Below are 26,039 nucleotides of genomic sequence, written 5' to 3'. Positions count from 1 at the left end.
TTTAAGACTTTCCCGATTTACAGTTTTTGCAGGGTCCGGCGATGGTATCGGATGGGCTCAGCAAGACCTATTCCCACGTGGTCGCTGACATAGACATCTACCAGCATGGAACCGCCGGTTTCATTCGTAATTAGCTGATTTGCTGCTGCCTGGTTGCCATCGATATAGCCGAAGCAGTTGGCGCCGCCACTGCCTGATACGTTAAGAGCGGCAGTCTGATCATTGGACCAGATGTAGCTGATCTGCGTCGTGTACGTCAGCATTGGGTTGTTGGCCGGGAATTGCCCGGTGATGGTCCTGATACAGCCATTGGCTTCGCGATCCCTGCCGGAAACAGCCAGCACGGCCTCTTCGGTTGCAGCATAGGTCAGCAGGATGGCCTGCTGATGGATATAGTTATTGATACTGCGTTGGCTCCCCTCAGCTGTTTCGCCGATCATACGAAGCAGCAGAAAGCTGATGGCCAGCATCATGAAGACAGCGACGATGAGGACGAATCCTTTTCGTTTTTTTAAAAGACGGTTCGTTCTTTGCATAACGAATACTCTCCTTCCCCAGTTAAATCGTTGTCACCGATACAGACCTGCAACTTGATGATGTCACCCACTTTCGTGAAGGTAAACGTCGTGACGTTTTCCATCAGGATCGACGCGGTACCGGCCGTATAGATCTCCCCGTCCCAGGGTTGATAATCCGTATAAAGCGTTAAAATACGTCCATTCAGTTCGACCGCAAAGGCGCTGTTCGCCAGTTGGTAGAATTCATAGACGTCACGGCCGCTGAAAGAGCCGACGGCGGGGGTGAGTTGTCCTGCCCCGACATTGACGGGGTGCATCGTATGGGACTGGTCCGCGAATGCGGCGGCCTGCCAGCCGAATCCGGAGAGTACATCAACGTTCGATCCGAGGAAATAGACCGCTGCGGTTCCGCCGTTGTAGAAACCGGAACGTGACGATGTCCGCGGCGATTTCAGGTTGGTGCCATTTGAATCCGTCAGGTCGATAGTCCCGCTCCAAAGCGGCGGGAGCGACTGCCAGCCGTCATAGTCGATGCCGACCCACTCCAAAACGGTTGAACCGGCAGCCGTATTGCTTCCGAGGGGCTGGTAGGCGCCGTGGTTAAGCGTACTGGCAATGACGGAGTCCTTGATACGGTTTTGGAGCCGGTTGGCGATCTGGTTCACGGCGGCTTCGCTTTGGGCCTGCAGGACGTTGGTACGTTGACTGTAGACAAAGTTGTTGTAGATCTGCTGCATAATATCTACCCCGAACTTGGCGAGGACCCCCATGATAACGATGACAAAGATCAGCTCCATCATGGTAAATGCGCGTTTATGCATCATTGCATCGTCCTTTTGAAGTAGTCGATTTCACCGATGTTGGCAGCGTATACATAGAGGGTCGCAACATTGGTCCATGACGGTGTGGCTGTCACCGAATCGTTTTGCTGGAGTTCGATTTTCACCATTTTCATATTGGTTGCCGTTCCGGAGACCGGAGAGGGAAAGTTGGGGAAATTGTATGTTGCAGAGGCTGTAGCCCCGGTGTTATAAGCGGCATTTCCGTCTCCCACAAAACTGGCAGCGACATTGAGCTGGTAGTCCTTTTTATAGGCGGTGGCACTGGTGGCGTCTCCTCCTGTAATAAAGGTGAGTGCGCTCCCTGTCGTCATGCCGCTCAGTTCATTTGAGGCCGGGCCTGCAACCGCGGAGTGGAAACGGCGGTGCGCATTCTCTGCAATCCCCCCGATACGGAAGATGCTGTTCGTTCTGCTCAGACCCCCGCTGCCGGCAACATCCAGTATCTTGGAGTGCGAAAGCAGGTCGCCCGCGTTTTGCGAGTTGTCGTCCCATCGGAAGGAGAGCACCTGTGCCGCTTTGGCAGAAACGGCAAAGACCGCCTCGTCGACGATATTGCTTTCGAGTGATCTGTTATTCCGTTCAATCATCCTTGGCACCCCGGCAACCGCGATGCCGATCAGTACGATTGCAAAGATGAGTTCGATCATGGTCATTGCGTGGCGTACTACCATTGGATTCTCCTATTGGTATTTGTATTCCCCTCGGAATCGACAGTAACATCTGCTGCATCGGTACCGGTTTTGGCGCCGCTCTTATTGTTAAATTCGAGTTCGAACTCGTTGCGGGTCGCATTGGCATTGTACTTGTTATAGATGAGCCAGCTGTTGCTTCCATTGTATGGGTTCACCCGGATCGTTGCCTTGTAAGGATAGCCCTCATTGCCGTTGTAGGTATAAGGGATTTGTGTCCAGCCATTGACATTTGTATAGGTGCCGTCGCTGACGAGGGCGCCGACGGCAGGCGACGTTGTCGTAATGTTACCGTCGGTGGCCGTGTGAAGGGTATTGATATACCATTTAATCGAATCGGTACTGCGCCGGTTGTCGTCTGAAAGGGCATTCATTTCCGGAATGGACGTATTGGCATCGAGAGAGTAGGAGCCCGGTACGTAATAATAGAACTCGTAATAGACTTTTACCGGTTTTGCGACTTCTGTTGAACAGGGTGCGGTTCCGGCGACGTCACAGGGGACGCGGAAGCGCGGTGAGTGGGCACGGCCATAAACAAAGAGGACACGTCCGTCCGCAGTCGCATTGCGGTCCCCGCGCGGGTACGCATCGGTATCATAGGTGACACCCGCGACGGCAGGCGGTACCGGCGGAGCTGTCTGCGTATAGTGCGAAACGATACTGACGTTATAGTCCGGCCCGTCGATGATAAACGGGTTGACCGGGGCATTCTTCTTGCGTGGGAAGTTGAAACGCAGGACCTGGGTGAGGTCTGTTTCATCCCATGTAATGCTCTTGGTCCCGTTTTCATCCCCGTCTTTCCCGAAACCGAGCAGGACGCCGTCTACTGCGGGGTCACCGATTTTTGTGACGTTTGCGTCTCCGTGCAGCGTATCGTGGGCGGCCTGGACAAGCCAGACTTTGTTTTCGTAGTACTCGGCACCGTCACGGAAGTTCTGGGTTACACCGTCAAGGGCATTTTTGGCGGATACCAGCGTATCGACACGCGCCGCCATGACATAGGTGGATGTATTGGCCTCGTTGAGGTTGGCGAGGTAGGTGAAGCTGCCCGGAAGGCCGTTGTTGTTCGTGACGTTGGTCTCGTTGAAGTCGAAGTGGTGGGGGATATAGGTGACGTTCTGGTCGCCGCAGATATAGGCGCCGTCAGGGCTGCAGTCTTCAGGCGTGCTGTCGTCGGCATTGGCAATGTCAACCGATGCCCATTCATGGTCCTGTACCCCGATGACGACCCTGCCGACATCATCGAATTTCACACCGGCGACTTCAGTGGCACCGGTAGCGGGGTAGATCGACAAACCATTTTTCATATCAAATTCCCAGGTGCTCCATTGCAGTGTACCGTGGAGGAGGCCGGTGGTGTCAAGCACACCGGTTTTGAGATACATGCTCTGTTGGAGTTCGATATTTCCGCCATTGCCCCCGCTCTGGTTATAATCGAGCGTCGCGACAGCACTGTCGTAGTTGAGCGCATAGACCGTCATGTTGTGGTCACTGCCGGAACGGAGCAGGTCCGGGTAGTGGGGATCGATGGTGCTGATGGCATAGTGGTCCGGGCGGATGGCAAACGCATCAGAGGAACAGGTGTAGGGGATGCCGCCGAGACTGCATTCAAGACATCCGTACTGTGTGTTGTAGGGTTCGGGGACATTGGCCGCGATGGCACTGCTGTTACACGGCTGTCCGTTGGCGATCGCTTCCCAGCAGCGCTCAAACGCCACGTCGCCGAAGACTTCCTTGTAGCGCTCCGCCGGGGTACTCTCCGCAGAGGTGGATGTCAGACAGGCCGGGATCCCGGTGACGGTTCCCGAAGCACTCCCGGAGGTGCTGGAGTTCGGGCAGTCGATATCCGCATCGATGATCAGTTTACTGAGGTCAAGGGCTTTGTATTTGAAGCGGGCCGCTCTTTTCGCGCGCAAACTGTCTGTATAGGCCATGGTAAAGACATTACTCGCTGCCGTGGAAGCGCCTGCCTGGAAGATGGATACGACGGGTTCGTTGCCGCCGGGGACCGTCATCAGGCGGACGGTTTCGTCACAGGTCTCATCGCTGAGATAGTAGACAACATACATATCGACGGTTTTATTTTCTGTAATATGGCCGCCGTAGGTATTATCTGCACTTTGCGTTTCATTGCTGTCCCCGAGGAAAACGGCGGTCATCTGGTAGTTCGGTTTATTGGAGACCTTGGTGTGGATAACCCCGGTATAGGGATCTGCCGTATTGACGACGGTATCGACGATGTCGACCTGCGAAGCGAAATCGTTGATGTCGATCGTCCCGCCGGCACCGGGACAAGAAGGGATCATCCCTTCATAGTCTTGGCCGTCTTTGGTGTAGGTCGCATAGAGAATAATGTCATCGATTTCACCGCCGCTGTACCAGGAGTTGAAATCACTGACAGTGACGTTGGTTTCCGGCGCCAGGGTCCCGATATCGTAGGTATAACCGCTGCCAAACCCTGAAACAAGGGAGAGAGGTGCCGGGTTGGTCGTTGTACAGCCACCGACGCCACAGGTTCCGTTGTCAATGGTCGGATCGTACATTTTGTAGACGAAGACGGAACTAAGGCTGGTATTCGTGTCCTTGTTCCTGATCTCCTGTGTTGCTTCACAGGTATGCGGATTATTCGGGCCGTAGTAGAAGTAACCTTTCTTCTCGCATTTGTTACCAATGCCCTGAACATTACCATAACAGAGATCTTCTATCGCTGCTTCGGAGATCGAGATAAAAACCCCTCCTACCAAAAAGCTCTGCAGAAAGATAATGGATAAAAACCGTTTCATAAACTACTCCTCTCCTTCACAATATCGGGGGTTCCGGTAGACAGTATTGATGCATAATATCTATATTACTGCCGCTCGACTAAATGTAGTCTTAAACAAAAACCACAATATTTAATAGCTATTGATTGCTGTTAATAAATAACTTTATGCTAACTTTTTTGTGTTATTTTGTAAGCTTTTTCGATGGCATCGATGCATCCGTGGCGGACCCCGGACGCTTCCAGGGCGCTGTATCCCGCCGCCGTTGTCCCGCCGGGACTCATGACGCCGTCTTTGAGAAGAGCGGGGTGTTCGTTTTGAATCAGTTCGCCGAACCCGCCGAAGAGGCCGCGCATCACGGTCATGGCATCGTCACGTCTGAGCCCCTGCTTGACGGCGCCGTCGGCGAGGGCTTCGGCAATGAGGGCGAGGTAGGCGGGGCCGCTGCCCGCAAGCGCCGTGGCGATGTCGAGCTCTTTTTCGCTGCCGAGCCAGAGTGTCGTACCGATGGCGTTAAACAGGGAGACCGCCTCGGCCTCGAGGTGGCGGTCGCCGGTGAGCGTTGTCATGGAACGGCCGACCGTTGCGGCAAGGTTCGGCATCGCACGGACGGTTCCTGCTGCGGCGATATGGCTTTTGAGGGTTTCGACTTTCGTCCCGGCAAGGACGGAGTAAAGGGCTTCCGCCTTTCCCTGCAGTTTCGTGCCGACTTCGGCGATATTGGCCGGTTTGACGCACAGCAGAATGGTCTTGCCGGTGATGTCGAAGTCGTTGAGCAGATGCTTGGTGACGTCGGTGCCGACGGCAGCTTCGAAGGTGTCGAGGTTTTCCAGGTTCCGCCCGACGACTTCGATGAGATAGTTGTTTTTGAGGGTCTTCGCCATGGAGGTGGCCATATTGCCGTTGCCGATGAAGGTGATGGTCTTTTTCATGCCTTCTACTCCTCCTCTTCGCGCATCATGTCGATTTCGTCGATGATGGCGCGGCACTCTTCCTCGTCGAGTTCGCCGTTTTTCACTTCGTCGAGGAGCAGGGCGAACTCTTTTTTCAGCTCCTGCAGTTCGGCGAGCTGCGTCTTGTCGTCATCCGTCGCGTTTTTCGTTTCGGCAATCTTCTCATAGAGGTCGTCGATGAAGGATTCGATCTCGGGGATCACGTCGTTTTCCAACAGGTCGATAAGGTCTTCGGATTCGGTCATAAGAGCCCTTTGCATGATGTTTGTAAAACTATAACATAGGGCGGCTTGAAGCCTAGTCGCATTTGATCAGGGCCTCTTTGGCGTCCCGCGTCATCTGTTTGATGGCGTATTCGCGTTTTTGGGCGCTGCTGCGGTCGGGATGCAGTTCCGTATAGACGAGGACGACCGGGCGCCGGGCGCGGGTATAACGGGCAGCTTTCTGGGAGTGGTTGTGCTCATGGAGGCGCCTTTCCGTATCGACGGCGATACCCGTATAGTAGGTCCCGTCGCTGCAGCGGACGATGTAGACGCTATAGCACATAGCGGTTCCCCTCGACGGTAAAAGGGAGGTCGGCTGGGAGGGTACGGTAGAGCAGGGGGCTGTCGAGATCGACCCAGGCGAAACGGTCGGGGTGGGCGGCGGCGAGGTGCAGGGCGGCAGTGATGGAGACGGGGCCTTCGAGCATGGAGCCGAGCATGCACTGTACGCCGTGAACCCGGCAGACGTCAAGGATCGCCAGGGCGCCGGCGAGCCCGCCGCACTTCATCAGCTTGATATTGATGAGGTTTGCGGCACCCTTGCCGAGCACGCGCCGGGCGTCTTCGGCATCGAAGACCGCTTCGTCGGCCAGGATCGGGAAAGGGGAACGTTCCGTGATCTGGCGGAGGGCTTCGAGATCGGCTGCGGGCACGGGCTGCTCGATCAGGGCGAGGGGCAGATCGCTGCATTGTTCGATAAAGTCGAGGCTCTCGCGGAGATCCCAGGCCTGGTTGGCGTCGACGAGCAGCTGTGCGTCGGGGAGGGCCTCGGCGATCGCCCTGACGCGCTGCGCGTCCAACCCGTCCCTGCCGCCGACCTTGACCTTGAGAATGTCGTACCCGTTGCGCAACAGCTCGGCGGCTTTGGTCCGCATGGCGTCCGGTGCCCCGAGGCTGACGGTCACGGCCGTAGTGACGGGAACGGGCTCTTTTGCACCGAGGTAGCGGTAGAGCGGGAGGTTTTGTTCCTGGGCAGCCAGGGAGTAGAGCGCCATGTCGGCCGCGGCTTTGGCACTGCTGTTGCCCGGCAGGGCGGTGGTGACAGCATGAAGCAGTGTTTCGAATACAAAAGGACGGCCGAGCAGAACGGGCAGGATATGGTGCCGCAGGGATGCTTCGATGCTTTCGAGCGTTTCGCCGGTGACCGCCTTGGTCGCGGGGGCGCTGCCGTAGGCGATATAACCGTTGTCTGTATGCAGTTCAAGGACGACAAAGACGACGTCATCGACGCGCCGCAGGGCCGTGACAAAGGGGGTGGCCAGAGGGAGCGATCCGCGGTAAATCCTGGCGTCGGCAATGGTCATGCCGCTACACTCCGCAGGCCCGTCGCGATGGTGAGGCCGACGAGGGTGCCGATGAGGTAGCCCATAATGGCCATGATGACGGCGGGACCGACAAGCAGACGGTTATAGGCGGCGGCGAGAATGGGAGCAGAGGCGACCCCGCCGATATTGGCGAGTGAAGCAACACCGATGCTGAACAGCGAGAGCCTGAAGATCCGGGCGAGCAGGAGCATGACCAGAGCATGCAGCAGCAGGATGGCCGCACCTGCGGCAAGGTACACGGGGACATCGGCAAAGCCGTGCAACAGGGCATGGGAGCCTATCAGGGCGATCAGAACGTAGAGGAGAAAGGAGGCCAGCGTGCTGCTGCCCCCCAGACGCCGCATCGGGGTAAAACTGCCGGCAACACCGGCAAGGGTTGCGAGCAGAACGCTCCAGGTGCTTTCGGGCAGGATGGGCAGCATCGGCGCTGCTGTTTTGACCGCGGTGGCAATGAGGAGTGCAGCGGCCAGAAGGATCAGGAACATGCGCAGGTTTCCCCGGGTTTCCGAAGGGCCGGCGAAGGCGATCTCGATGCTCCCCGCACGGCTCCATCGGTCGAAGCGGCGGGCGAAGGGAACGGCCAGCAGCAGGGCGCTGACCCAGAGGGTATAGAGCAGCGAGTCGATGACGAGGGCGGGGCCGAGCTGGCTCTCGGAGATCTCCAGGGCGGCGGCGACGGCAAGCATATTGGCCGTACCGCCGGTCCAGCTCCCGCCGAGTGCACCGAAGACGCCGGCAGCTTCCGGTCCGAAACCGAAGAGGGCAAAGACGGCGAAGAAGGCTCCCGTAATGGAGAGGACGGCACCGCCATAGGCGAGCAGTAGGGGTTTGCCGAGCGTCGCGAACGCCCGCAGGTCGAGCTGCAGCAGCATGGTGAAGAGCATCATCGGCAAAAGCCAGGATTTCACCTGCATGTACGCCGAAGCCTGCGCGGCATTCTGCGCAAAAAGGCCGCTTTGCGACAGTGTGATGCCGACCAGGTAGATCAAGACGATGGCGGGGAGCCAGGTAAAGAGTTTGAGGGGGGTGCGCATCTCGATCCACCAGAGGCCGCCGCCGAGCGCGATGACAATGCCGAGGTATCCGAAGACGCTAGTAATCATGGAGACATTGTAGACACTTTTTGGTTAGTTACGGGTTTGCTATGGCACAATGACAGCATGTTTTATTCGCTCCAGTTCTCTTTTTGGTACCTCTTTTTCGGGACGATTCTCACCTACCTTGTCTGGGGCTTTATCGTATCGTTCGAAGTCAACCTGGCCATGGGCGGATCGAAGATCGCCCAAAAATGGATCCGGGCACACCACACCTACAAGCAGCTCTATTACGAAGTCAAAGTCTTCTACCCGATGATCTATGCGGGCTATTTTTTCCTGGAGCTTCTGCCGCATCTGCTTTGGAAGGCACCCAAGGCGGCCTTTGACATGGAACGGCTTTTTCAAGAACTTTTTGACGAGGAGGAACGTTAGGCATGGCGAAATTCGTACTGCTGGACACGGAAACGACAGGGGCGGGAGAGACGGACCGCATCATTCAGCTGGGCTTCATGGTCCTGGAGGCGGGACAGCAGACGGAGGTCTATAATGACTTCTGTTCGTCGGATGTGCCGATCGCGTATGGCGCGATGGAGGTGCACAACATTACTCCGGAGATGATCGAAGGCAAACCGCTCTGCACCGAGACTGAGGCCTACCGGGCACTTATGGCCCTCAACAATGATGCGAATTACCTGGTGATCCACAACGCGCCTTTCGACCTGGGAATGCTTGAAAAAGAGGGGTTTGCCAACGGCATGAAGCTCATCGATACCCTGCGCTGCGCACGGCATGTTTTCGAAGATGAGGAGGCGCACCGGCTGCAGTATTTCCGCTACAAAATGGGGCTTTACAAAGAGGAGGCGGCTGAAGCGCAGAAGCTCGGCGTCGAGATCAAGGCGCATGATGCCATCGGCGACGTCCTGACGCTCAAACTCTTTTTAAGCCGTCTGCGTGCGCGTGTCCAGGAGCGCTTCCCCGGCGAAAACCCTGTGGAGAAGATGGTCGCCCTGACCCTGGAACCCGTCTTTTACAAGGGTCCGATGCGTTTCGGCAAGTACAAGGGCAAAACGCTCTTTGAAATTGCAGCGGATGATCGCGGCTACCTGCAGTGGATGGTGGAGAAGATGGAGAGTCTCGACGACGATATGCGCTATTCGATCAACAGGGTATTGTCGGGAGTGTAAAGGGGAATTGCGGGGAGCCCGGCTGATCAGAGGATCAGCTGGGAGATCTTTGCGCTCAGTTCTTTTTCGCGCACCGGTTTCATGAGGAAACCGTTTGCACCGGCTTCGAGGGCCTCGGCTTTTTTCGTCTCATCCGTCGTCAGAACGATGACAGGAGGCTGTTTGAGGTTCTCGTCGGCGCGCAGGACGCGGAGCATATCCAGACCGCCCATGACCGGCATGATGATGTCAAGCAGTACGACGTCGATGTCCGGTGTATTTTTCAGCTCACCGATGGCATCGGCGCCATTCTTGGCTTCGATGACTTCAGCGACGTAACCCGTTTTCATCAGCATGGACTTCAGCAGTTTCAGGTTGATGAGGTCGTCGTCTACGGCAAGTACTTTCAGTTGTTTGTTCGGCATTCAGTTTCCTTTAGAGTTTATACGTATTTTTCAAAGATCAGGCGCAGCAGGTCTTTGTTGATGACATTTTTGATGACGTCGTTGACGCGCTTGCGGGTCGCCTCGTCGGGTTCGACACCCGGATCGACCATCATGACAGTAGCGGTTTTGTGCGCTTTGTTCCCCAGGGTGGTCTGCAGCATTTCCAGATCCAGTCCTTCGATCTCCTGGTCGAACAGCACGAGTTTGTAGGCTTTGTCCTCGAGGGCCTCGATCATGTTGCGGCCGCCGCTGACACTGTCATAGCTGAAGCCGAGATCGGAGAGAAGCTGACCGAAGAGTTTGTTCTCCAGCACCCCTTTTTTCACCAGCAGGATGTCGGCGTTATAGGCGATCTCCGGCGCTGCTTCGGTCGCCGTTTCCTCTACGGCTTCTTCGACGGCAGCAGTCTCTGCTGCCGTCTCTACTTCGGCTGCCGCCGTGCTGCGCGTATCGACGATCTTGTCACCGATGAACTGGCTGAGCAGGTTGAGAATTTCGGTACGGACCAGCGGTTTGGTCGTATATTCGTCCATCCCGACGTCCATAAAGCGTTCGCGGTCCCCTTTGAGGGCATTGGCCGTCAGGGCGATGATCGGTACGTGCGGCTGGTTCTCATCCTCTTCGAAATCGAGGATCTCCATGGTCGCTTCCATCCCGTCGAGTACCGGCATCTGGATATCCATGAAGATCAGGTCGAAGTCGCCGTTTTTGCGTTTTTCAAAGGCTTCGAGACCGTTGTTCGCAATGGTGATCTCCAGGCCGAGCTCCTCGAGGGTACGGCGGATCAGTTTCTGGTTGATGATATTGTCTTCCGCGACAAGGACCTTGGCGTTGAAGCGGCTGTCGGCGCTGACTTTTTTGCGCTTCTTCTGCGCTTTTTTGACGACGTAGTCTTCGGCATCGAAGGACTCGAGCACGTTCTGCAGCTTGGTGGCGTTGAGCGGTTCGTACAGGACCTTGAAGAGGTCGAGCTCCATGCTCTCGATCTTCTTCATGTAGTAGGACTTCGTAATGAGGACCGTTGCCTCCGGTGTGGCGCTGACTTTCTGCAGGACCTCTTCGTCGCAGTAGTCGAAATCGGCGATCAGGATGTCATAACTTCCCTTTTCCTGGAGCGCCTGCAGCTGGCGCAGGTCGTTGAAGGTGGTGTGCTTAACCCCGTAGTAGCTGAGGTACTCGAGCAGGTACTCCGTCTGCGCTTTCTGGCGCGTCTCATCGTTCATGATGAGCGCGTTGATGTTGGTGAAGCTGTGACGGAGCGACTCGTTGAGGGTTTCGATCTCTTCGAGTTCGAGAACGAAGAAGAAGGTCGTACCGTGTCCCGGTTCGCTCTCGAGGTCGAGCTTGCCGCCCATCAGCTCGATGAAGCTGCTGGAGATCGTCAGACCAAGGCCGGTACCGCCGTATTTACGCGTAATGGAGGTATCCGCCTGGCCGAAGGCTTCGAAGATGCGGGCTTTCTGCTCGGCGGTAACGCCGATCCCGCTGTCTTTGACTTCAAAGCGCACGCGGGCACGGTTCGGCGTATCGCACGCTTCGCGGCGGACGTTGACGTTGATCGCCCCGCCGCTGTTGGTGAACTTGACGGCGTTGGAGAGGAGGTTGATAAGAACCTCTTTGATCTTGGTCGGGTCCCCTTTGAGCGGGCGTTCCAGGCTCGGGTCGATGAAACAGCCGAGGTCGATGTGTTTTTCGGAAGCGCGGACGGCATAGACTTCGACAGCGCTTTCGAACTCTTCGAGCGGGTTGAAGGCGATCTCTTCGATCTCGAGCTTGTTGCTTTCGATCTTGGAGAGGTCGAGGATGTTGTTGATAATTTCCAGCAGGTTCTCGGAACTCTTCTCGATAATATCGATGAATTCGCGCTGCTCTTCCTGGAGGTCGGTATCTTTGAGGAGTTCGGTAAAGCCGACGATCCCGTTGAGCGGCGTACGGATCTCATGCGACATGTTCGCCAGGAACATCGATTTCGCTTCGCTGGCCTCCTGTGCGGAGACCTTATCCATACGGGTCTGTTCGATGACGCTTTCAAGCAGGGCGTAGGCCTGTGCCGTACCCTTCGCCGTTTCGAGGTTGATATCGGAACTTTCGGTCTCGATACCCTCTGCCGCCCGTTTGAGGACCGATTCGAGGTCCTTGATGTTACGGGCGATGTCGTTGGCGAGGAAGTAGCCCAGCAGTGCAATGATGATCGCGATCGCCCAGATGACGACGGCGGCCGTCAGGATTTCGAGGGCCTGGGTCTGGACGATGGCCGCCCGTTTGTCCATGGCTGTGATCAGGACGTTTTCGGCTTCGGAGAGCAGGTTGGTCTTTTCCGAGAGCATCGCAAACCAGACACCGGACTGCGTGGAGTAGAGCCCGTCGTTGATCGCCTGGATGATTTCGGCGCGTTCGGCGGTAATGTCTTCGAACAGCTCGGTATTGTCTTCTCCTTTGAACAGGGCATCCATAGCGGCCTTGAGATCGGCATCGAGGGCCGTATCGTAGCTGATGGCGTCAGCCCGGCCGATCAGCGAGAGCCAGCGGTTGACCTCTTCGGTCTCCAGCGCGGTGGAGCGGGCAAGAATGAAAGAGATGAAGTCGCGTTCGGAAGCGGTATAGAACTCGGCCTGGAGCAGGTTGAAGTAGGCGGAAGCACTGGAAGAGAGCGCCTTGTCGTCGGAGATCTGGGTAATATGGCCGAGAATCTCGAGGATGTTGTTCAGCAGTACCCCGTACGCCTCAGCGTAGACGGCTTCGAATTCCGCACTGCCGGTATCGACGGCGTTACGGACCTCTTCGATGGTGTTGGCCGTGTTTTTCAGCGAGAGGGCGTCCTGGGCGTTCAAAGTGCTGCTAAGCTGCGCCAGCGACTGGTCGACGATGTCACGCTGGGAGAGCAGCGATTTTTTGGTCGCTTCGGAGTGGTTACCCATGTACATAACCGTCATCCCGCGTTCGCGGGAAATGTTGGTGAACAATCCGTTGAGGTATTTATTCTCGGCCAACTTCGTCTGCAGGACTTCCGCAGACTGGTAGTCCTTGAACGAGGTATAAACGTAGAAACTGGCCAGGCTCAGCAGGAGGAGGATCGGCAAAAGGCTGATCAGGCGCAGCTGGCTTTTAAGTCCCAAATTCATATAGCTTCCTTTTTAGAGTTGATTCAAAAGTGAATAAAAGTGTTCCGCTTCCCGTTTCAGTGCCGGCAGCTGCTCTTGACGCAGCAGCTTGGTCAGGCTCCGGGAGACATCCTCGATACGAAGGTTATCCGAAAGACCTTTGAATTCAAAGGCCGCGGCACGTACTTTTTTCAGATCGCCGTCATCGATGGCCTGCAGGATCTCACCTTTTTTCTTTTTGGCGTCATCGATGAAATCTTCCACGAGGCTCTTGACAAACGATTCGCTAAGCCCGATCTCGGCGGCAGCCCGGGTGAGGTCGTAATGGAGCTCGCTCTCTTCGGAACCGGACATCAGTGCAGCGTCTTTTGCGCTGTCACCGCTGACCTGCTTGTAGCGTTCATGCTCTTCGGCATCGTCGATCAGGTGCTGTTCCGTTTCGGGGATGACATCGAGGCTGAAGGGTTCGACATCCTCGGCGGGTTCGCGGGGCTCCTCTTCAATCGCCGGGGCGTTTTCGTCTTTGATCGGCGGGAGTTCGATATCGTCGTCCGTCAGGCTGCCCAGTTCCAGGGAAGCCGGTTCCTCTTCGACGGTCGGTGTTTTCAGCTCCTCCTTGAAGCCCGGGAACTCCTCGGGTGCGGAAGTGCCGAGCAGGTCGCCGAAGTCATAGAGATCGTCTTCCTCCTCTTCCGTCGGGGCGGCTGCAGCCGGGACGTCGGCTTCGGCGGCCGGGGCTTCCGGTTCGACCGTTTCACTTTCCGGCGGTGTAGCGGCCATCATTTCCGGAAGCGGTTTGCCCTCCATCTTGGCGACGATCAGGTAGAACTGCTTCAGGTTTGCCTCGATCTCGACCTGGTCGCGCGACGTGTTGACGATGCTCAGGACCTCGAAGGCGTCTTCGATCCGGAGGTTGGCGGCGACCCCTTTGAGTTTGTGCGAGAGAAGGTGGACCTCGTCGAAATCCTCTTCATGGTTGGCATTGAAGAGGCCCGCTTTGAACTCGTGCGCCTGCTGGATGAAGTCGCCGATGAACTCTTCGATCAGTTCGACGGGCAGACCGAGCTCATTGGCTGCGACATGGGGATCGAAGCGGTAATCGCTGTCCGTCTGAAGGTTGTCGAGGTAGGCCTGCTCTTCCTGGTTGATGTAGTCGCCGAGCATCGGGCGTTCGGTTTTCGCCGGGGCGGGTTCCGGTTCAAAGCTTTCGGGCAGCTCGAAATCCTCATCGAAGGTAAACGGTTCGGGTTCGATATCCGGTCCGAAGCTTTCGGGCTCGATATCTTCGAGGCCGCTCAAGGAACCGTCAAGGTTGATGTCGGGCAGGTCGATGGCCGGCAGCTCTTTGAACTCGAACTCCTCCTCGGCGGGTGCGGCAGGGGCGACCGGGGTTTCCGGTTTCGAGGCCTCGAACGGGATATCCGGGAGCGCGGAAGGCGCGCTGCTTTCGGAGCGTTCAAACGGTTCGATCGTTCCGCTGAGGGTCTTGATCTGCTTGAGCTGCACGACGTACCCCTCATTGTCGGGGGCATCCGTCATAAAGATCGGCGAAAGGCTCAGCGTACAGGAGAACTGTACCTTGCCGTTTTGGATGATGGCACGGGTGTCTTCGGCATCGGCATGGAGGACGAAATCGATCCAGGGAAAGTTCTGGAAATTGTGGATATACCCCGGTTTCTTGACGAACATTTCGGCGACGTCGTTATGCTCCGCTAGGAATTCGGACAGGGTTTTGTATCCGAGATGATGCAGCGTTTCGTCGTCGATGCCCACCAGTTTTTTGTTGTGGTTGTAGATTAGCACAATGCCTCCTTCACGTTATGATTCTGCTTCTTCGCTGCGCAGGCGCGCGTACAGCGCCTCGGCCTCTTCGATGGCCGTTTCGCTGGCCCCTTTGCGCGCCGCGGCATATTTGGTGATCGCTCCGGACTCGTCCTGGATCGGGGTGATGGTCGTTTCGACCCAGTAGTAGCGCCCGTCTTTACGCAGGTTCTTGACGAGACCGCTCCACACATTCCCCTGTTTGATCGTGTTCCACATGGTTTCAAACGCTTTTTTCGGCATATCCGGGTGGCGGATAATATTGTGCGGCTGTCCGATCAGCTCCTCCTTGGTATAGCCGGAAATTTCACAGAATTTCCGGTTCGCAAAGGTAATGATCCCATTCAGATCGGTTTCACTGACGATCGCACGGCCTTCGAATTTAAACTCTTCATCTATCGGTTCTACTACCTGCATAGTCGGCCTTGTTTTAATTTGTGTCTGGATAAATATAGCATATTAACCGCAAAATGCAACTTATCGATAACTATTTTTGATTATTTTTGCATCGGCGATGTTGAGGAGTGCGGCGAGTTCCTCTTCCGGTGCAGCATAAACGGCTTCAAAGGTGCCGTAGTGGTTGAGAAGTTTTTTGATCTTGGCCTCTGAAATTCCCTTGAGCTGCAGCAGATTGGAGCTTTTTGCTTCTTTTTCCCGTTGCTTTTTGTGAAAGGTGATGGCGAATCGGTGGGCTTCGTCCCGCAGCCGCTGTACCCAGTGCAGACGGGGGTCTGATGTCGGCAGCCGCAAGGTCTCTTCAGCGGTATGGATCAGGTCGGCGGCCTTGCCTTTCGCGCGGTGTGCCTTGGCGTCGATTTTCTCCTTGCTGACGGCGATGACGTCGAGGTTGACCCCCGCCGAGGCGAGGAGGTCCGTTGCCAGCAGCAGGAGGGTCCTGCCCCCGTCGATGATCCAGAGGTCCGGCGGCGGGTTTGCGCCGAAACTCTCGATGCGCCGCGTCAGCATTTCGCGCATCTGGGCGTACTCGTCCCGCGCGTCGAGATTATAGTGGCGGTAGGCCTTTTTGAGGAACGTTCCTTTTTCCGATACGATCATCGCACCGACGGGGGCAACGCCGGCGAGGTGGGAGTTGTCAAAGACCTCGACGCGTTCGGGGAAGGCAGAGAGCCCGCAGAGCGCCTGCACGGCTTCGGCCGTTGCTTCGGCTCCCGTATGCCGCTGCTTTTTCAGCAGCTCTTCGGCGTTCAGCCGTGCGGTATCGATGACCTTGCGCTTCTCCCCGCGCTGGGGAGCGTGGATCTCCACCTTGCGCCCGAGATGTTTCGAGAGTGCCGACGCGACCCAGTCCCGGGTTTCGAAATCGTCCGCGACGAGAATGGGCGCGACGATGGGGGGCTGGTCGTGGACATAGAACTCCAGCAGGGTGCGTTCATACAGCTCGCCGGGGTCGAAAAGGGCGCCCGTGCGGATCGTATCGAAGGCGGAGGAGACGATCTTGCCGCGGCGCATGAACAGGCGGACGATAGCGGCGTAGCGGTCATTGTGGGCCACCGCGAAGATGTCGTAATCCGCCGCGTTGGCCAGGTCGATCTTGGAGAGCTGCTCGCTGCGTTCGATACGGTCGATGCGGTCACGCAGCTTGGCGGCCTCCTCAAAGCGCAGCGCTTCGGCGTAAAAGGCCATTCTCTCTTCCAGCCGGGAAAGTAGTTTCCGTTTCGAGTCGATAAGGCCTTTGGCCTCGTCGATGAGTCCGGCATAGGCTTCGGGCGTCACCAGCCCCTCGCAGGGGCCGAGACACTGTTTCATCTGGTAGAAGAGGCAGGTCTTTCCCCCGGAAAGGCAGCTCTGCTTCTGGACCAGCGGCACGAGGTCGTAGAGGGAGTCGAGAATGTCCCGCGCCCCGACGGAGTAGGGGCCGAAATATTCGATCCGGCTGCCGGTGACGACCTTGCGCGTGATCTCGAAACGGGGGAAGGGGAGCGCGCGGTTGATGTAGATGTAGGGGTAGGTTTTGTCGTCGCGCAGCAGGATGTTGTACTTGGGCTTGAGCTGCTTGATCAGGGAGTTCTCCAGGATCAGCGCGTCGTGTTCGCTTTCGACGACGATGTAGTTCAGCGAGACCGTTTCGCCGAGCATCTTCCGGATACGGGGGGAGAGGGTCGGGTTGGGCGCGAGTACGGGGGTGAAGCGGAAATAGCTTTTGACCCTTTTCTTCAGGCTTTTGGCCTTGCCGACATAGAGCAGATGGCCGCCGGCGTCGTAGTAGTGGTAGACGCCGGGGCGGTCAGGCAGGTTCTGAATCTGTTCGAGCATGGACGTGTTCTCTGATCCGTTCGATAAGGCGGTGCAGTTCGGGGTGGTGCGTATCGTTGGAGAATGCCCCCTCGGAGCGTTCGGTATAGTGGGCCTCGCTTTGGCGCAGAAGCCCTGCATCCTCGGTACTCGCGGGCTGGATACGGTGGGTGACGAAGGCACGGATATCCTCAGGGGGGCACTCCCGGCACTCCGGCGGGGTGTACTGTCTTAAAGGGGCTTTAATCGAGGCAATGATATTATCGAACTCCTGTTTGGCGCCCGGATGGCTGAGCACAAAATAGAGTATATTGTTGTGAAAATAGCCGTACCGTACGAGCCGCTGCAGATGCGGGGGGAAAAGCCCCTGGATGCGGCGGATGCACTCAAAGCGCGCCAATTTTGAAAACGACGGCTTTTGCCGCAGCGAAGCGAGAATATGCGAAGCATTTTTCATATGATGATTATAGCGGTTTGCCTGTTAAGCCTTACTGGATGCGGCTACAAGGGCGACCCCTATTACGAAGCCCCGCAAAAGGTGCGTTGATGCAGTATGACATCCTCATCATCGGTGCCGGGGTCGCCGGACTCTACGCCGCGCTGAACATTCCCACCGATAAAAAAGTACTTCTCATCAACAAGACCCGCCCCTGGGAGTGCAATACCTATTACGCCCAGGGCGGGGTGACGACGGCACGCAACGATGCCGACATCCCGATTCACATCAAAGACACCCTCGAAGCCGGGGCGGGGATGTGTAACGAGGAAGCCGTCCGGGTACTGAGCGAAACGTCGCAGGAAGTCGTCAGGGATCTGATGGCGCGCGGTTTCAAATTCGATACCGCCGAGGACGGCCGTCTGCTTTACACCAAGGAGGCGGCGCACTCCGCCGACCGCATTCTGCACGCGGGCGGTGATGCGACGGGGCGGCACCTGCACCACTTTCTGCTGATGAACAACCCCCATCCCATGCTGGCCAACGCCACGGTCATCGACTTTCTGATCGAAGCGGGGAAGATCTGCGGGGTCGAAGTCGTTTACAAGGGCGAACGCAAGGTGATCCTCGCGCACCAGGTCATCCTGGCCAGCGGCGGGGTGGGCTCGCTCTACCGTTTCCATACGAACGCCTACAGCATCAGCGGCGATATCCAGGGGATCTGCGCCGAAAAAGGGATCGCGCTTGAAAACATGGAGATGATGCAGTTCCACCCGACGGTCTACCTCGGTAACCAGTCGGTGCAGAAACAGCTGCTCAGCGAGGCCCTGCGGGGCGAAGGGGCGCAGGTCGAGGACGAAGACGGCTACCGTTTCCTTTTCGACTACGACCCCCGGGGCGAACTCGCGCCCCGCGACATCGTCAGCCGGGCACTTTTCGACTACCGCCGTAAGACGAAAAAGCAGATTTACCTCTCCTTCCGGGAGTTCGACCCGGCCTATTTCCACAAGCGTTTCCCGAACATCAGCGCCAACCTGCGGGATATGGGCTTTGACGTCCCCAAGGACCGGGTGCCGGTCTCCCCGGCGTTTCACTACGCCATCGGCGGGATCAAGACGGATCTCGACGGCCATGTCGCCGGCGTCAAAGGGCTCTATGCCATCGGCGAAGCGGCGTCGACGGGGGTGCACGGCGCCAACCGGCTGGCGAGCAACTCGCTGCTGGAGGGGCTGGTCTTCGCCAAACGCGCGACCGCGGTGCTGCTGGGTGAGTCCGGTACCCACTGCTCCACGCCTTTTACACCGGGGGATGATGCCCTGTTCGTCGAGGGGGACAAAGAGAAAAAGGAGCAGCTGCGCCGTATAATGTGGAAACACGTTTCCATTGTCCGGACAACGGAAGGGCTCCAGGAAGCACTGGGCGAAATCGACGCCATGCTCGCTTCCCCGATCGGCCGGATGCTTCGGCTGCGTCTGATGACGGCGCACGAGATCGTCCGCGCGGCGCTGGCCAGGGAAGAATCGGTCGGGGTCCATTACCGCGAAAACTGAGTTTATGACACCGTCGGAGGTGTAGGATATATTTCAATTGGGAGTTTTATATGCATGATACCATGCTTGATCTGACCTCGACGTGGGTCGGGATCGCCGTACTGGCCGTCTTTATCATCGGCTACTATTTTATTGCGACGGAAGAAAAATATGAGTTGAACAAGGCCAAGCCGGCGCTGTTCATCGGGACATTCTCGTTTATGCTGATCGGGATCTACTATGCGCTCAACGGGCTCTCCCCGGACCCGCTGCATGACGAGATGCGCACCCTGATCGAAGAGATTGCGGAGATCTTCTTCTTCCTGTTCGTGGCGATGACCTTTATCGAAACCCTGATCGAACGGGGCGTCTTCGACGTGCTGAAATACAAGCTCGTTTCCAAGGGCTACAGCTACAAAAAGCTGTTCTGGCTGACGGGGCTGCTGGCGTTCTTCATCTCCCCGGTGGCGGACAACCTCACGACGGCACTGATCCTCTCGACCGTCCTCTTTACGATCGACCGCGACAACCACAAGTTCCTCGTACCGGGGGCGATCAACATCGTCGTGGCGGCCAACGCCGGCGGCGCCTGGAGCCCCTTCGGCGACATTACGACGCTCATGGCGTGGACGGCGCAGAAGGGCGAGTTTGTGGACTTCCTTTTCCTCTTCGTCCCCTCCATCGGGGGCTGGGTTCTGACGGCGTGGCTGCTCGCCCGTTTCGTGCCTGCGGGTGCGCCGGCGTTTGATGCCAGCACGGAAGCGGCACCGCAGATACGCGACGGCGGGATGACCGTCGTCTACCTCGGCGCTGCCACGATCGTTATCGCGGTGCTCGGGCACCAGTTTTTCCACTTCCCGGCGATGTGGGGTATGGTCTTCGGTCTGGCGCTCCTGAAGCTCTACTCTTTCCGTCTGACGAAGCAGCAGCGGGACTCTTTCGATATCTTCGTCAATATGCAGAAGATCGAGAACGATACGCTGCTTTTCTTTTTCGGGATCCTTTCCGCCGTCGGTGCGCTGCACTATGTCGGATTCCTGAACTATATCCACGACCTCTACGGCGTGATCGGCGCAACGGCGTCGAATATCGGTGTCGGGTTCCTCTCGGCGATCGTCGACAACGTCCCGGTGATGAGCGCGATCCTCAAAGCGAGCCCGGAGATGGGGCTGGACCAGTGGATGCTCGTGACGATGACGGCGGGGATCGGCGGGAGCCTTATCAGCTTCGGTTCCGCGGCCGGCGTCGGCGTCATGGGGCGTCTGCGCGGGATCTACACCTTCGGCGCGCATATGAAGTACGCCTGGACGATCCTGGCCGGCTATCTTCTCTCTCTGGCGCTCTGGTACGTCCAGTTCGAGATCCTCGGGCTGTACTAAGCCGCTTTTCGGCACTGCCTCCCGGGGCGGATCACCCCTCCGGCGCACTGCCCGACACTAACCCAATTCTAACCCCTTTTAAGCTATCCTTCCATAACCAATCACCATTCATAAAGGTCTTACCGTGAAAGACGTCAGCATTATCGTACTGGATTTCGGATCACAGTACACGCAGCTTATTGCGCGCCGCCTGCGCGAGGAACGCATCTACTGTGAAATTGTTCCCTACTTCACCAAAGTCGATGAGATTACCGCGAAAAACCCCAAGGGGATTATCCTGAGCGGCGGTCCGGCATCGGTTTACGACAAAGACGCCTACGAAGTGGACAAGGCGATCTATGACCTCGGTCTCCCCGTGATGGGGATCTGCTACGGGATGCAGCGCATCGCCGTCGATTTCGGCGGTTCGGTTATCCGTTCCGATCACCACGAATACGGGAAGGCGGAACTCTATATCAACGAGGAGCACGGTAATGTCTCCCCGCTGTTCGAATCGTGCGAGAACGGCCGTGTCGTCTGGATGAGCCACAGCGACCGTGTTGATGTTCTGCCGGAAGGCTTCGCACCGGTTGCCTACTCCGACAACTCCCCCTACGCGGCGATCGCGAACGAGGAGAAACGCGTCTACGCCATGCAGTACCACCCGGAAGTACAGCACAGTGAAGAGGGTTACCTCATGCTGCGCAACTTCGCGCGCAAGATCTGCGGCGTGACCGAGAAGTGGGACATGGGCCACTTCCTTAAAGAGCAGATCGCGAAGATCAAAGAGCAGGTCGGCGGGGGCAAGGTCCTCTGCGGACTCTCCGGCGGGGTAGACTCCTCCGTCGTCGCGGCGCTTCTGTACGAAGCGATCGGCGACCAGCTGATCCCGGTCTTTGTCGATAACGGGCTGCTGCGCAAGGGCGAGCGCGAACAGGTCGAGGAGGTCTTCAAGGTCAACCTGAAAGTCCCCCTTGTCGTTGCGGACGCTTCCGAGCTCTTCCTGGAGCGTCTGGCGGGCGTCACCGACCCGGAGACGAAACGCAAAACGATCGGACACACCTTCATCGAAGTTTTCGAAGCCGAGGCCAAAAAGCACTCCGGCATCAAGTTCCTCGCACAGGGGACCCTTTACCCCGACGTCATCGAGTCCGTTTCCGTCAAAGGACCTTCCGAGACGATCAAGTCCCACCACAATGTCGGTGGACTGCCCGACTGGATGGACTTCGAGCTGATCGAGCCGCTGCGCGAACTCTTCAAAGACGAAGTCCGCAAGCTCGGCCGTGAACTGGGACTCCCGGAATCCATGATCAACCGCCATCCGTTCCCGGGACCTGGCCTGGCGATCCGTATCATGGGCGACGTCAACAAACCGGACCTCAATCTCCTGCGCGAAGCGGACGTCATTCTGCTCGACGAGCTCAAGGCGAGCGGCTACTATACCCGTACCTGGCAGGCGTTTGCCGTTCTGCTCAACGTCAAGAGCGTCGGCGTCATGGGGGATAACCGTACCTATGACAACACCGTCTGTGTCCGCGTCGTCGAAGCGGTGGACGGGATGACAGCGACTTTCGCACACCTCCCGCACGACCTGCTCGAGCGTATCAGCCGCCGTATCATCAACGAAGTCGACGGGATCAACCGCGTCGTCTACGACATCAGCTCCAAGCCGCCCGCAACGATCGAGTGGGAATAGAAAGCGCGGCCGTCGGGCCGGGCCACCTGCCGCAGTAACCCCTCTTCTTAACTCCTTTTTCCTTTTTGTATCCTCTTTGTATCAAATATCTATCAAATTTTCCGTTTTTGTCATTAATGATGAGAATTTGACGTGCTATAATGCAGCCAAGATGACGGGTTTTCCATGAAGTGAGGGGAAATTCCGTTATAAACAAAGGAGAAATAATGCGCAAAATTGGATTGATTACATCTGCCGTGACTGCGGCGGTACTTGCAACGTCCGCCGCTGCAGCGGATTATGAGGTCACGCCGCTGTTCGGTGTGGTCTGGCCGGAAGGCAACCTTAACCTGAAACAAGAAGGTACCGTGGGTGCCGAGTTCCAGTTTAACGGGATTTTTGACAGTATCAAACCGGAACTGGCGGTGCTCTACTCGCCGGATGCCGACTACAAACCGGGTCCGGATGAGACGACGATCACCCGTGTGATGCTCAACGCCGTTCATGAATACGCGCCGCTGGGTTCGGCGATCCCGTTCATGAAGATCGGTCTTGGGTATGAGAATATGACGGAAGATATGTACGACAACGAAGACAGCGTCATGGCCGATGCCGGCCTGGGCTTCAAGTTCCCGCTCACCGAGATGCTTGCCCTCAAAGCCGAAGCGCTTTACATGCTCAAATACAACGACGACCGCTGGGATAACAACCTGGCGGCCCTCGTCGGTTTCACCATCAGTTTCGGTGCTTCCGAACCGGCTGCCGAACCTGCACCGGAACCGGCACCCGCGGTCGCCGCGGCTCCGTCAGACAGTGATAACGACGGTGTCGCCGATGACGCGGACAAATGCCCGGGTACCGCTGCCGGTGTGACCGTTGATGCAAGCGGCTGCCCGCTCGACAGCGACAAAGACGGTGTGGCCGATGCGTCGGACAAATGCCCGGATACACCGGCCGGTGCGACGGTCGATGCGATGGGTTGCCAGCTTGACGGCGACAAAGACGGTGTTGTCGACGCTTCCGACAAGTGCCCCAATACGCCGAAGGGTGCCAGCGTGGACGAATTGGGCTGTGCGGTCGACTCCGACGGCGACGGCGTCAGCGACCTGAAAGACAACTGCCCGAATACGCCCGAAGGCTTCAAAGTCGATATGGTTGGCTGCCCTGTTGTCAAGACCCTGAAGATCCGTTATGAAACGGCCTCGGCGGTCATCGAAAAAGACTCTGAAGGCAAAGTCGTGGAATTCGCAGACTTCCTCAAGGAGAGCCCGTCATACAACGTGAAGATCCTCGGCCATACGGACAGCCGCGGTTCCGATAAATACAACCAGGGGCTTTCCGAAGCGCGTGCGAACAGCGTCAGAACCCTCCTGATCGCCAACGGTATCGCCGAAGACCGTATTATTGTTGAAGGCAAAGGCGAGTCCCAGCCGATCGCCGATAACGGTACGGCAGAAGGGCGCGCGGCAAACCGCCGTATCGAAGTCTGGCTGCTGAAATAAGACGCCGCTTCCTACCGGCCGGAGACCCCGTTTTCTCCGGGGTCCCCGAAATTATGGTATAATTGAATGTTTACTTAAACACGGGGCTGACCAGGTTTCGACGGGAGCTGGTCGCCTACGGTTGCATGCCGGGCTGAGCATCCCGTTATACGGCTCAGATTGCATAACTGCAAACAATACAAATTATCGTCCTGCTTACGCTGTAGCGTAAGTTTTAACTAACATTTAGGACTGCTTCGCCTTCCGACTCTGGATAGGAAGGATTTTGAAGTATCACCCTTCTCCAGATATATCTGCAGCGTGTCTCATCTGCAGAAGAACTTCGAGACTCGCCCGGTCTAGCTTTGCAGGTTGTGTGAAGCCCGGTTAAACCAAACAACCTCTCTAAGCATGTAGACGCCGCAGGTAGCTTGTTTTCGGACTGGAGTTCGATTCTCCACAGCTCCACCAATTCTTTTTTAACCGATGCTATCTTTCACAATATTTTTTTTCAATCTCATCCATATTTTCCAGCTCTAAAAATGTACGTAGCAGTACGGGGTCGTGCTTGGTGCCGCTTTCACTTTGCATGATCTCAACGGCTTCATGATGCTGAAGGGCCTCACGGTAGGGGCGTGTTTCGCGCAGGGCGTCGTAGCTGTCGAGGATGGAGAGCATACGTGCGATCCGGGGGATGGCTTCGCCCTCCAGCCCGTCGGGGTAGCCGCTGCCGTCATAGTGCTCGTGGTGGTGGCGTATATAAGCGGCAATCCGGTCGCCCTGGGGGAGCTGCATCAATCTGACGATGGCTTCGCCCATGGTGGAGTGCAGCTCCATCGTTTCGCGCTGCTCGGCCTCAAGGGTACCCGGATGCAGAAGAATGCTGTCAGGAACGCCGATTTTGCCGATGTCGTGGAACATGGCACTGTAGAGCAGCCGGATCTGCTCATCCTCGGAGAGGCCGCAGGCGTGGCCGAAAGCGTCGGCGAGCAGGACGACCCGTTCACAGTGCTCATGGGTCTGGATGTGTCGCTGCCGTAGGCTTTCACGGAGCCCTTCAATGCTGCAGGGCTGTGCGTGGAGTGATTCGAGAAGGTTCATGGTTCCCCCCTTTGCATGCTGCGGGTCACACCGGCGTGTTCGGCCGGGCAGGGATCGGTATGAGACCATTGTACCAGAAGAGTGGTATACGGGGTATAGGGATCAAGGCAGAGCGTAACGCGGCAGTAACCGCTGCTGGGTACCATCCCGCGTGCCGACGCCGACGTCGGCACGGTAAGCATCGCCGCGGCACGACGGGCTGTGGGCAGTATTTAAACAAATATGTAACCTTTTCTATAAACCATTTTTACTATAATGGCGATATTAAACATTTTGCGAGGAAATGACTATGGCAATCAAAGTGGCGGTTAACGGAACGGGACGCATCGGGCTTATCGCGATCAAGATCGCGGCGCAGCGTGATGATATGGAACTGGTGGCGATCAATACGACCGCCAAACCCGATATGCTGGAGTACCTGCTCAAATACGATTCAGTGCACGCCGGCATCGACACGAAGGTCATTGACGAAAATACGATCGAAGTCGGCGGCAAGCCGGTCATGATGTTCAGCGAGCGCGATCCCGAATCTTTGGACTTCAGCAAAGCCGGCGCCGAAGTCGTCGTCGAGTGTACGGGCGTCTTCCTGACGACGGAAACGGCGAAAAAACACCTCAAAGGAAGCGTCAGAAAGGTCGTCATGTCCGCGCCGGCCAAGGATGATACCCCGACCTATGTCATCGGCATCAATACCGACAGCTACAAGGGTGAAGCGGTCATCTCCAACGCCAGTTGTACGACCAACGCCCTGGCGCCGGTAACGAAGATCCTCGATGACACCTTCGGGATCGAAAACGGTCTGATGACGACGATCCACTCCTATACGAACGACCAGAACCTGCTTGACGTCAAGCACAGCAAAGATATGCGCCGTGCCCGCGCGGCGGCGGTCAACATGATCCCGACGACCACCGGTGCCGCCAAGGCGATCGGTCTCGTTATGCCGCATCTTCAGGGCAAGCTTAACGGCTACGCCATGCGTGTCCCGACGACGGACGTCTCCGTCGTCGACCTGACGGTCAACCTGAAAAAAGCGACGACCAAAGAGGGGGTTATTGCCGCCTTTGAAGCCGCTGCGGCGGGTGAATACGCGGGCCGTGTCGAGATCGACCACGACAAACGCGTCTCCAGCGACTTCGTCGGCTCCTCCTACAGCTGTACGTTCGTCCCGGACATGCTGAGCGTCATTGACGGTACGGTCGTGAAGGTGCTGGCATGGTACGACAACGAGTGGGGTTATACCGAGCGTCTGATGGACATGGCGAAGTTCGTCGGGGAACACTGAG

General features: G+C 57.0%; 23 protein-coding genes and 1 other RNA gene. 8 read left to right on the top strand and 16 right to left on the bottom strand.

What is annotated here, in order from left to right; genetic code table 11:
• Window positions 1–17: 17 nt before the first annotated feature.
• The 9 genes from WCX49_RS10680 to WCX49_RS10640 all read right to left on the bottom strand — a co-directional run bounded on the left by WCX49_RS10680 (window position 18) and on the right by WCX49_RS10640 (window position 8,455).
• Window positions 18–536: a hypothetical protein gene (locus WCX49_RS10680; RefSeq protein WP_345985075.1), complete on the bottom strand. Its 519-nt coding sequence runs from the start codon at window positions 534–536 to the stop codon at window positions 18–20.
• Window positions 512–1,342 (bottom strand): type II secretion system protein, encoded by an 831-nt coding sequence (locus WCX49_RS10675; RefSeq protein ID WP_345985074.1) that lies wholly within the window; start codon window positions 1,340–1,342, stop codon window positions 512–514. Before WCX49_RS10675 ends, WCX49_RS10680 begins: the two co-directional genes overlap by 25 nt.
• The gene (locus WCX49_RS10670; RefSeq protein ID WP_345985073.1) at window positions 1,339–2,031 is read right to left on the bottom strand and encodes a prepilin-type N-terminal cleavage/methylation domain-containing protein; all 693 of its coding nucleotides are present in this window, start codon (window positions 2,029–2,031) and stop codon (window positions 1,339–1,341) included. The genes WCX49_RS10675 and WCX49_RS10670 overlap by 4 nt, the downstream gene beginning before the upstream one ends.
• Window positions 2,025–4,832 (bottom strand): hypothetical protein, encoded by a 2,808-nt coding sequence (locus WCX49_RS10665; protein ID WP_345985072.1) that lies wholly within the window; start codon window positions 4,830–4,832, stop codon window positions 2,025–2,027. The genes WCX49_RS10670 and WCX49_RS10665 overlap by 7 nt, the downstream gene beginning before the upstream one ends.
• A 149-nt stretch (window positions 4,833–4,981) precedes the next feature.
• Entirely contained in the window at window positions 4,982–5,743 is a 762-nt protein-coding gene (locus WCX49_RS10660; RefSeq protein ID WP_345985071.1) for a pyrroline-5-carboxylate reductase, read from the bottom strand.
• Between the two features lie 5 nt (window positions 5,744–5,748).
• Complete coding sequence (locus WCX49_RS10655) at window positions 5,749–6,009, bottom strand: hypothetical protein (RefSeq protein WP_345985070.1); 261 nt, start codon at window positions 6,007–6,009, stop codon at window positions 5,749–5,751.
• 52 nt (window positions 6,010–6,061) lie between these two features.
• On the bottom strand, window positions 6,062–6,310 hold the full coding sequence (locus WCX49_RS10650; protein ID WP_345985069.1) for a GIY-YIG nuclease family protein: 249 nt from the start codon (window positions 6,308–6,310) through the stop codon (window positions 6,062–6,064).
• Window positions 6,300–7,331, bottom strand: coding sequence for a dipeptide epimerase (locus WCX49_RS10645; RefSeq protein WP_345985068.1), 1,032 nt, complete (start codon window positions 7,329–7,331; stop codon window positions 6,300–6,302). Before WCX49_RS10645 ends, WCX49_RS10650 begins: the two co-directional genes overlap by 11 nt.
• On the bottom strand, window positions 7,328–8,455 hold the full coding sequence (locus WCX49_RS10640) for a DUF819 family protein (RefSeq protein WP_345985067.1): 1,128 nt from the start codon (window positions 8,453–8,455) through the stop codon (window positions 7,328–7,330). Before WCX49_RS10640 ends, WCX49_RS10645 begins: the two co-directional genes overlap by 4 nt.
• Window positions 8,456–8,512: 57 nt before the next feature.
• Between WCX49_RS10640 and WCX49_RS10635 the strand changes: the two genes are divergently transcribed.
• Window positions 8,513–8,821 carry a hypothetical protein gene (locus WCX49_RS10635; RefSeq protein WP_345985066.1) on the top strand — a complete coding sequence of 103 codons (309 nt, stop codon included), beginning with the start codon at window positions 8,513–8,515 and terminating at the stop codon, window positions 8,819–8,821.
• A gap of 2 nt (window positions 8,822–8,823) precedes the next feature.
• Complete coding sequence (locus WCX49_RS10630) at window positions 8,824–9,573, top strand: 3'-5' exonuclease (RefSeq protein ID WP_345985065.1); 750 nt, start codon at window positions 8,824–8,826, stop codon at window positions 9,571–9,573.
• Window positions 9,574–9,599: 26 nt separating this feature from the next.
• Here WCX49_RS10630 and WCX49_RS10625 read toward each other — a convergent pair whose 3' ends face one another.
• The 6 genes from WCX49_RS10625 to WCX49_RS10600 are packed head-to-tail and all read right to left on the bottom strand — an operon-like array spanning window position 9,600 to window position 17,630.
• On the bottom strand, window positions 9,600–9,977 hold the full coding sequence (locus WCX49_RS10625; protein WP_345985064.1) for a response regulator: 378 nt from the start codon (window positions 9,975–9,977) through the stop codon (window positions 9,600–9,602).
• Between the two features lie 17 nt (window positions 9,978–9,994).
• Complete coding sequence (locus tag WCX49_RS10620) at window positions 9,995–13,120, bottom strand: ATP-binding protein (protein ID WP_345985063.1); 3,126 nt, start codon at window positions 13,118–13,120, stop codon at window positions 9,995–9,997.
• A 12-nt stretch (window positions 13,121–13,132) separates the two neighbouring features.
• Window positions 13,133–14,902, bottom strand: a complete 1,770-nt coding sequence (locus WCX49_RS10615) for an Hpt domain-containing protein (RefSeq protein ID WP_345985062.1) — start codon at window positions 14,900–14,902, stop codon at window positions 13,133–13,135.
• A gap of 15 nt (window positions 14,903–14,917) precedes the next feature.
• Window positions 14,918–15,337, bottom strand: coding sequence for a PAS domain-containing protein (locus WCX49_RS10610; protein ID WP_345985061.1), 420 nt, complete (start codon window positions 15,335–15,337; stop codon window positions 14,918–14,920).
• 60 nt (window positions 15,338–15,397) lie between these two features.
• A complete protein-coding gene (uvrC, locus tag WCX49_RS10605; protein ID WP_345985060.1) occupies window positions 15,398–17,194 on the bottom strand; it encodes an excinuclease ABC subunit UvrC in 1,797 nt (598 codons plus the stop codon).
• The gene (locus WCX49_RS10600) at window positions 17,166–17,630 is read right to left on the bottom strand and encodes a hypothetical protein (protein WP_345985059.1); all 465 of its coding nucleotides are present in this window, start codon (window positions 17,628–17,630) and stop codon (window positions 17,166–17,168) included. The genes uvrC and WCX49_RS10600 overlap by 29 nt, the downstream gene beginning before the upstream one ends.
• Window positions 17,631–17,719: 89 nt before the next feature.
• Between WCX49_RS10600 and nadB the strand changes: the two genes are divergently transcribed.
• The 5 genes from nadB to ssrA all read left to right on the top strand — a co-directional run bounded on the left by nadB (window position 17,720) and on the right by ssrA (window position 24,123).
• Window positions 17,720–19,159 (top strand): L-aspartate oxidase, encoded by a 1,440-nt coding sequence (gene nadB / locus WCX49_RS10595; RefSeq protein WP_345985058.1) that lies wholly within the window; start codon window positions 17,720–17,722, stop codon window positions 19,157–19,159.
• Window positions 19,160–19,209: 50 nt separating this feature from the next.
• Entirely contained in the window at window positions 19,210–20,517 is a 1,308-nt protein-coding gene (nhaD, locus tag WCX49_RS10590) for a sodium:proton antiporter NhaD (protein ID WP_345985057.1), read from the top strand.
• A 124-nt stretch (window positions 20,518–20,641) separates the two neighbouring features.
• The gene (guaA, locus tag WCX49_RS10585; protein ID WP_345985056.1) at window positions 20,642–22,192 is read left to right on the top strand and encodes a glutamine-hydrolyzing GMP synthase; all 1,551 of its coding nucleotides are present in this window, start codon (window positions 20,642–20,644) and stop codon (window positions 22,190–22,192) included.
• A 206-nt stretch (window positions 22,193–22,398) separates the two neighbouring features.
• The gene (locus tag WCX49_RS10580; RefSeq protein WP_345985055.1) at window positions 22,399–23,673 is read left to right on the top strand and encodes an OmpA family protein; all 1,275 of its coding nucleotides are present in this window, start codon (window positions 22,399–22,401) and stop codon (window positions 23,671–23,673) included.
• Between the two features lie 82 nt (window positions 23,674–23,755).
• Window positions 23,756–24,123: a transfer-messenger RNA gene (gene ssrA, locus WCX49_RS10575) on the top strand.
• Window positions 24,124–24,141: 18 nt separating this feature from the next.
• Here ssrA and WCX49_RS10570 read toward each other — a convergent pair.
• Entirely contained in the window at window positions 24,142–24,753 is a 612-nt protein-coding gene (locus WCX49_RS10570) for an HD domain-containing phosphohydrolase (RefSeq protein ID WP_345985054.1), read from the bottom strand.
• 289 nt (window positions 24,754–25,042) lie between these two features.
• On the opposite strand from WCX49_RS10570, the gene gap reads away from it, so the two are divergent.
• A complete protein-coding gene (gene gap, locus WCX49_RS10565) occupies window positions 25,043–26,038 on the top strand; it encodes a type I glyceraldehyde-3-phosphate dehydrogenase (RefSeq protein ID WP_345985053.1) in 996 nt (331 codons plus the stop codon).
• The last annotated feature ends 1 nt before the right edge of the window (window position 26,039 follow it).

The organism is Sulfurimonas sp. HSL-1656 (assembly GCF_039645585.1).
Classification (GTDB): Bacteria; Campylobacterota; Campylobacteria; order Campylobacterales; family Sulfurimonadaceae; genus Thiomicrolovo; species Thiomicrolovo subterrani.
This window is presented reverse-complemented; position numbering and strand designations above follow the sequence as displayed.

Excerpts from the sequence above, each read along its gene's own strand:
- WCX49_RS10680 (WP_345985075.1), bottom strand. The coding sequence starts at position 536 with ATGCAAAGAACGAACCGTCTTTTAAAAAAACGAAAAGGATTCGTCCTC.
- WCX49_RS10675 (WP_345985074.1), bottom strand. The coding sequence starts at position 1,342 with ATGATGCATAAACGCGCATTTACCATGATGGAGCTGATCTTTGTCATC.
- WCX49_RS10670 (WP_345985073.1), bottom strand. The coding sequence starts at position 2,031 with ATGGTAGTACGCCACGCAATGACCATGATCGAACTCATCTTTGCAATC.
- WCX49_RS10665 (WP_345985072.1), bottom strand. The coding sequence starts at position 4,832 with ATGAAACGGTTTTTATCCATTATCTTTCTGCAGAGCTTTTTGGTAGGA.
- WCX49_RS10660 (WP_345985071.1), bottom strand. The coding sequence starts at position 5,743 with ATGAAAAAGACCATCACCTTCATCGGCAACGGCAATATGGCCACCTCC.
- WCX49_RS10655 (WP_345985070.1), bottom strand. The coding sequence starts at position 6,009 with ATGACCGAATCCGAAGACCTTATCGACCTGTTGGAAAACGACGTGATC.
- WCX49_RS10650 (WP_345985069.1), bottom strand. The coding sequence starts at position 6,310 with ATGTGCTATAGCGTCTACATCGTCCGCTGCAGCGACGGGACCTACTAT.
- WCX49_RS10645 (WP_345985068.1), bottom strand. The coding sequence starts at position 7,331 with ATGACCATTGCCGACGCCAGGATTTACCGCGGATCGCTCCCTCTGGCC.
- WCX49_RS10640 (WP_345985067.1), bottom strand. The coding sequence starts at position 8,455 with ATGATTACTAGCGTCTTCGGATACCTCGGCATTGTCATCGCGCTCGGC.
- WCX49_RS10635 (WP_345985066.1), top strand. The coding sequence starts at position 8,513 with ATGTTTTATTCGCTCCAGTTCTCTTTTTGGTACCTCTTTTTCGGGACG.
- WCX49_RS10630 (WP_345985065.1), top strand. The coding sequence starts at position 8,824 with ATGGCGAAATTCGTACTGCTGGACACGGAAACGACAGGGGCGGGAGAG.
- WCX49_RS10625 (WP_345985064.1), bottom strand. The coding sequence starts at position 9,977 with ATGCCGAACAAACAACTGAAAGTACTTGCCGTAGACGACGACCTCATC.
- WCX49_RS10620 (WP_345985063.1), bottom strand. The coding sequence starts at position 13,120 with ATGAATTTGGGACTTAAAAGCCAGCTGCGCCTGATCAGCCTTTTGCCG.
- WCX49_RS10610 (WP_345985061.1), bottom strand. The coding sequence starts at position 15,337 with ATGCAGGTAGTAGAACCGATAGATGAAGAGTTTAAATTCGAAGGCCGT.
- uvrC (WP_345985060.1), bottom strand. The coding sequence starts at position 17,194 with ATGCTCGAACAGATTCAGAACCTGCCTGACCGCCCCGGCGTCTACCAC.
- WCX49_RS10600 (WP_345985059.1), bottom strand. The coding sequence starts at position 17,630 with ATGAAAAATGCTTCGCATATTCTCGCTTCGCTGCGGCAAAAGCCGTCG.
- nadB (WP_345985058.1), top strand. The coding sequence starts at position 17,720 with ATGCAGTATGACATCCTCATCATCGGTGCCGGGGTCGCCGGACTCTAC.
- nhaD (WP_345985057.1), top strand. The coding sequence starts at position 19,210 with ATGCATGATACCATGCTTGATCTGACCTCGACGTGGGTCGGGATCGCC.
- WCX49_RS10580 (WP_345985055.1), top strand. The coding sequence starts at position 22,399 with ATGCGCAAAATTGGATTGATTACATCTGCCGTGACTGCGGCGGTACTT.
- WCX49_RS10570 (WP_345985054.1), bottom strand. The coding sequence starts at position 24,753 with ATGAACCTTCTCGAATCACTCCACGCACAGCCCTGCAGCATTGAAGGG.
- gap (WP_345985053.1), top strand. The coding sequence starts at position 25,043 with ATGGCAATCAAAGTGGCGGTTAACGGAACGGGACGCATCGGGCTTATC.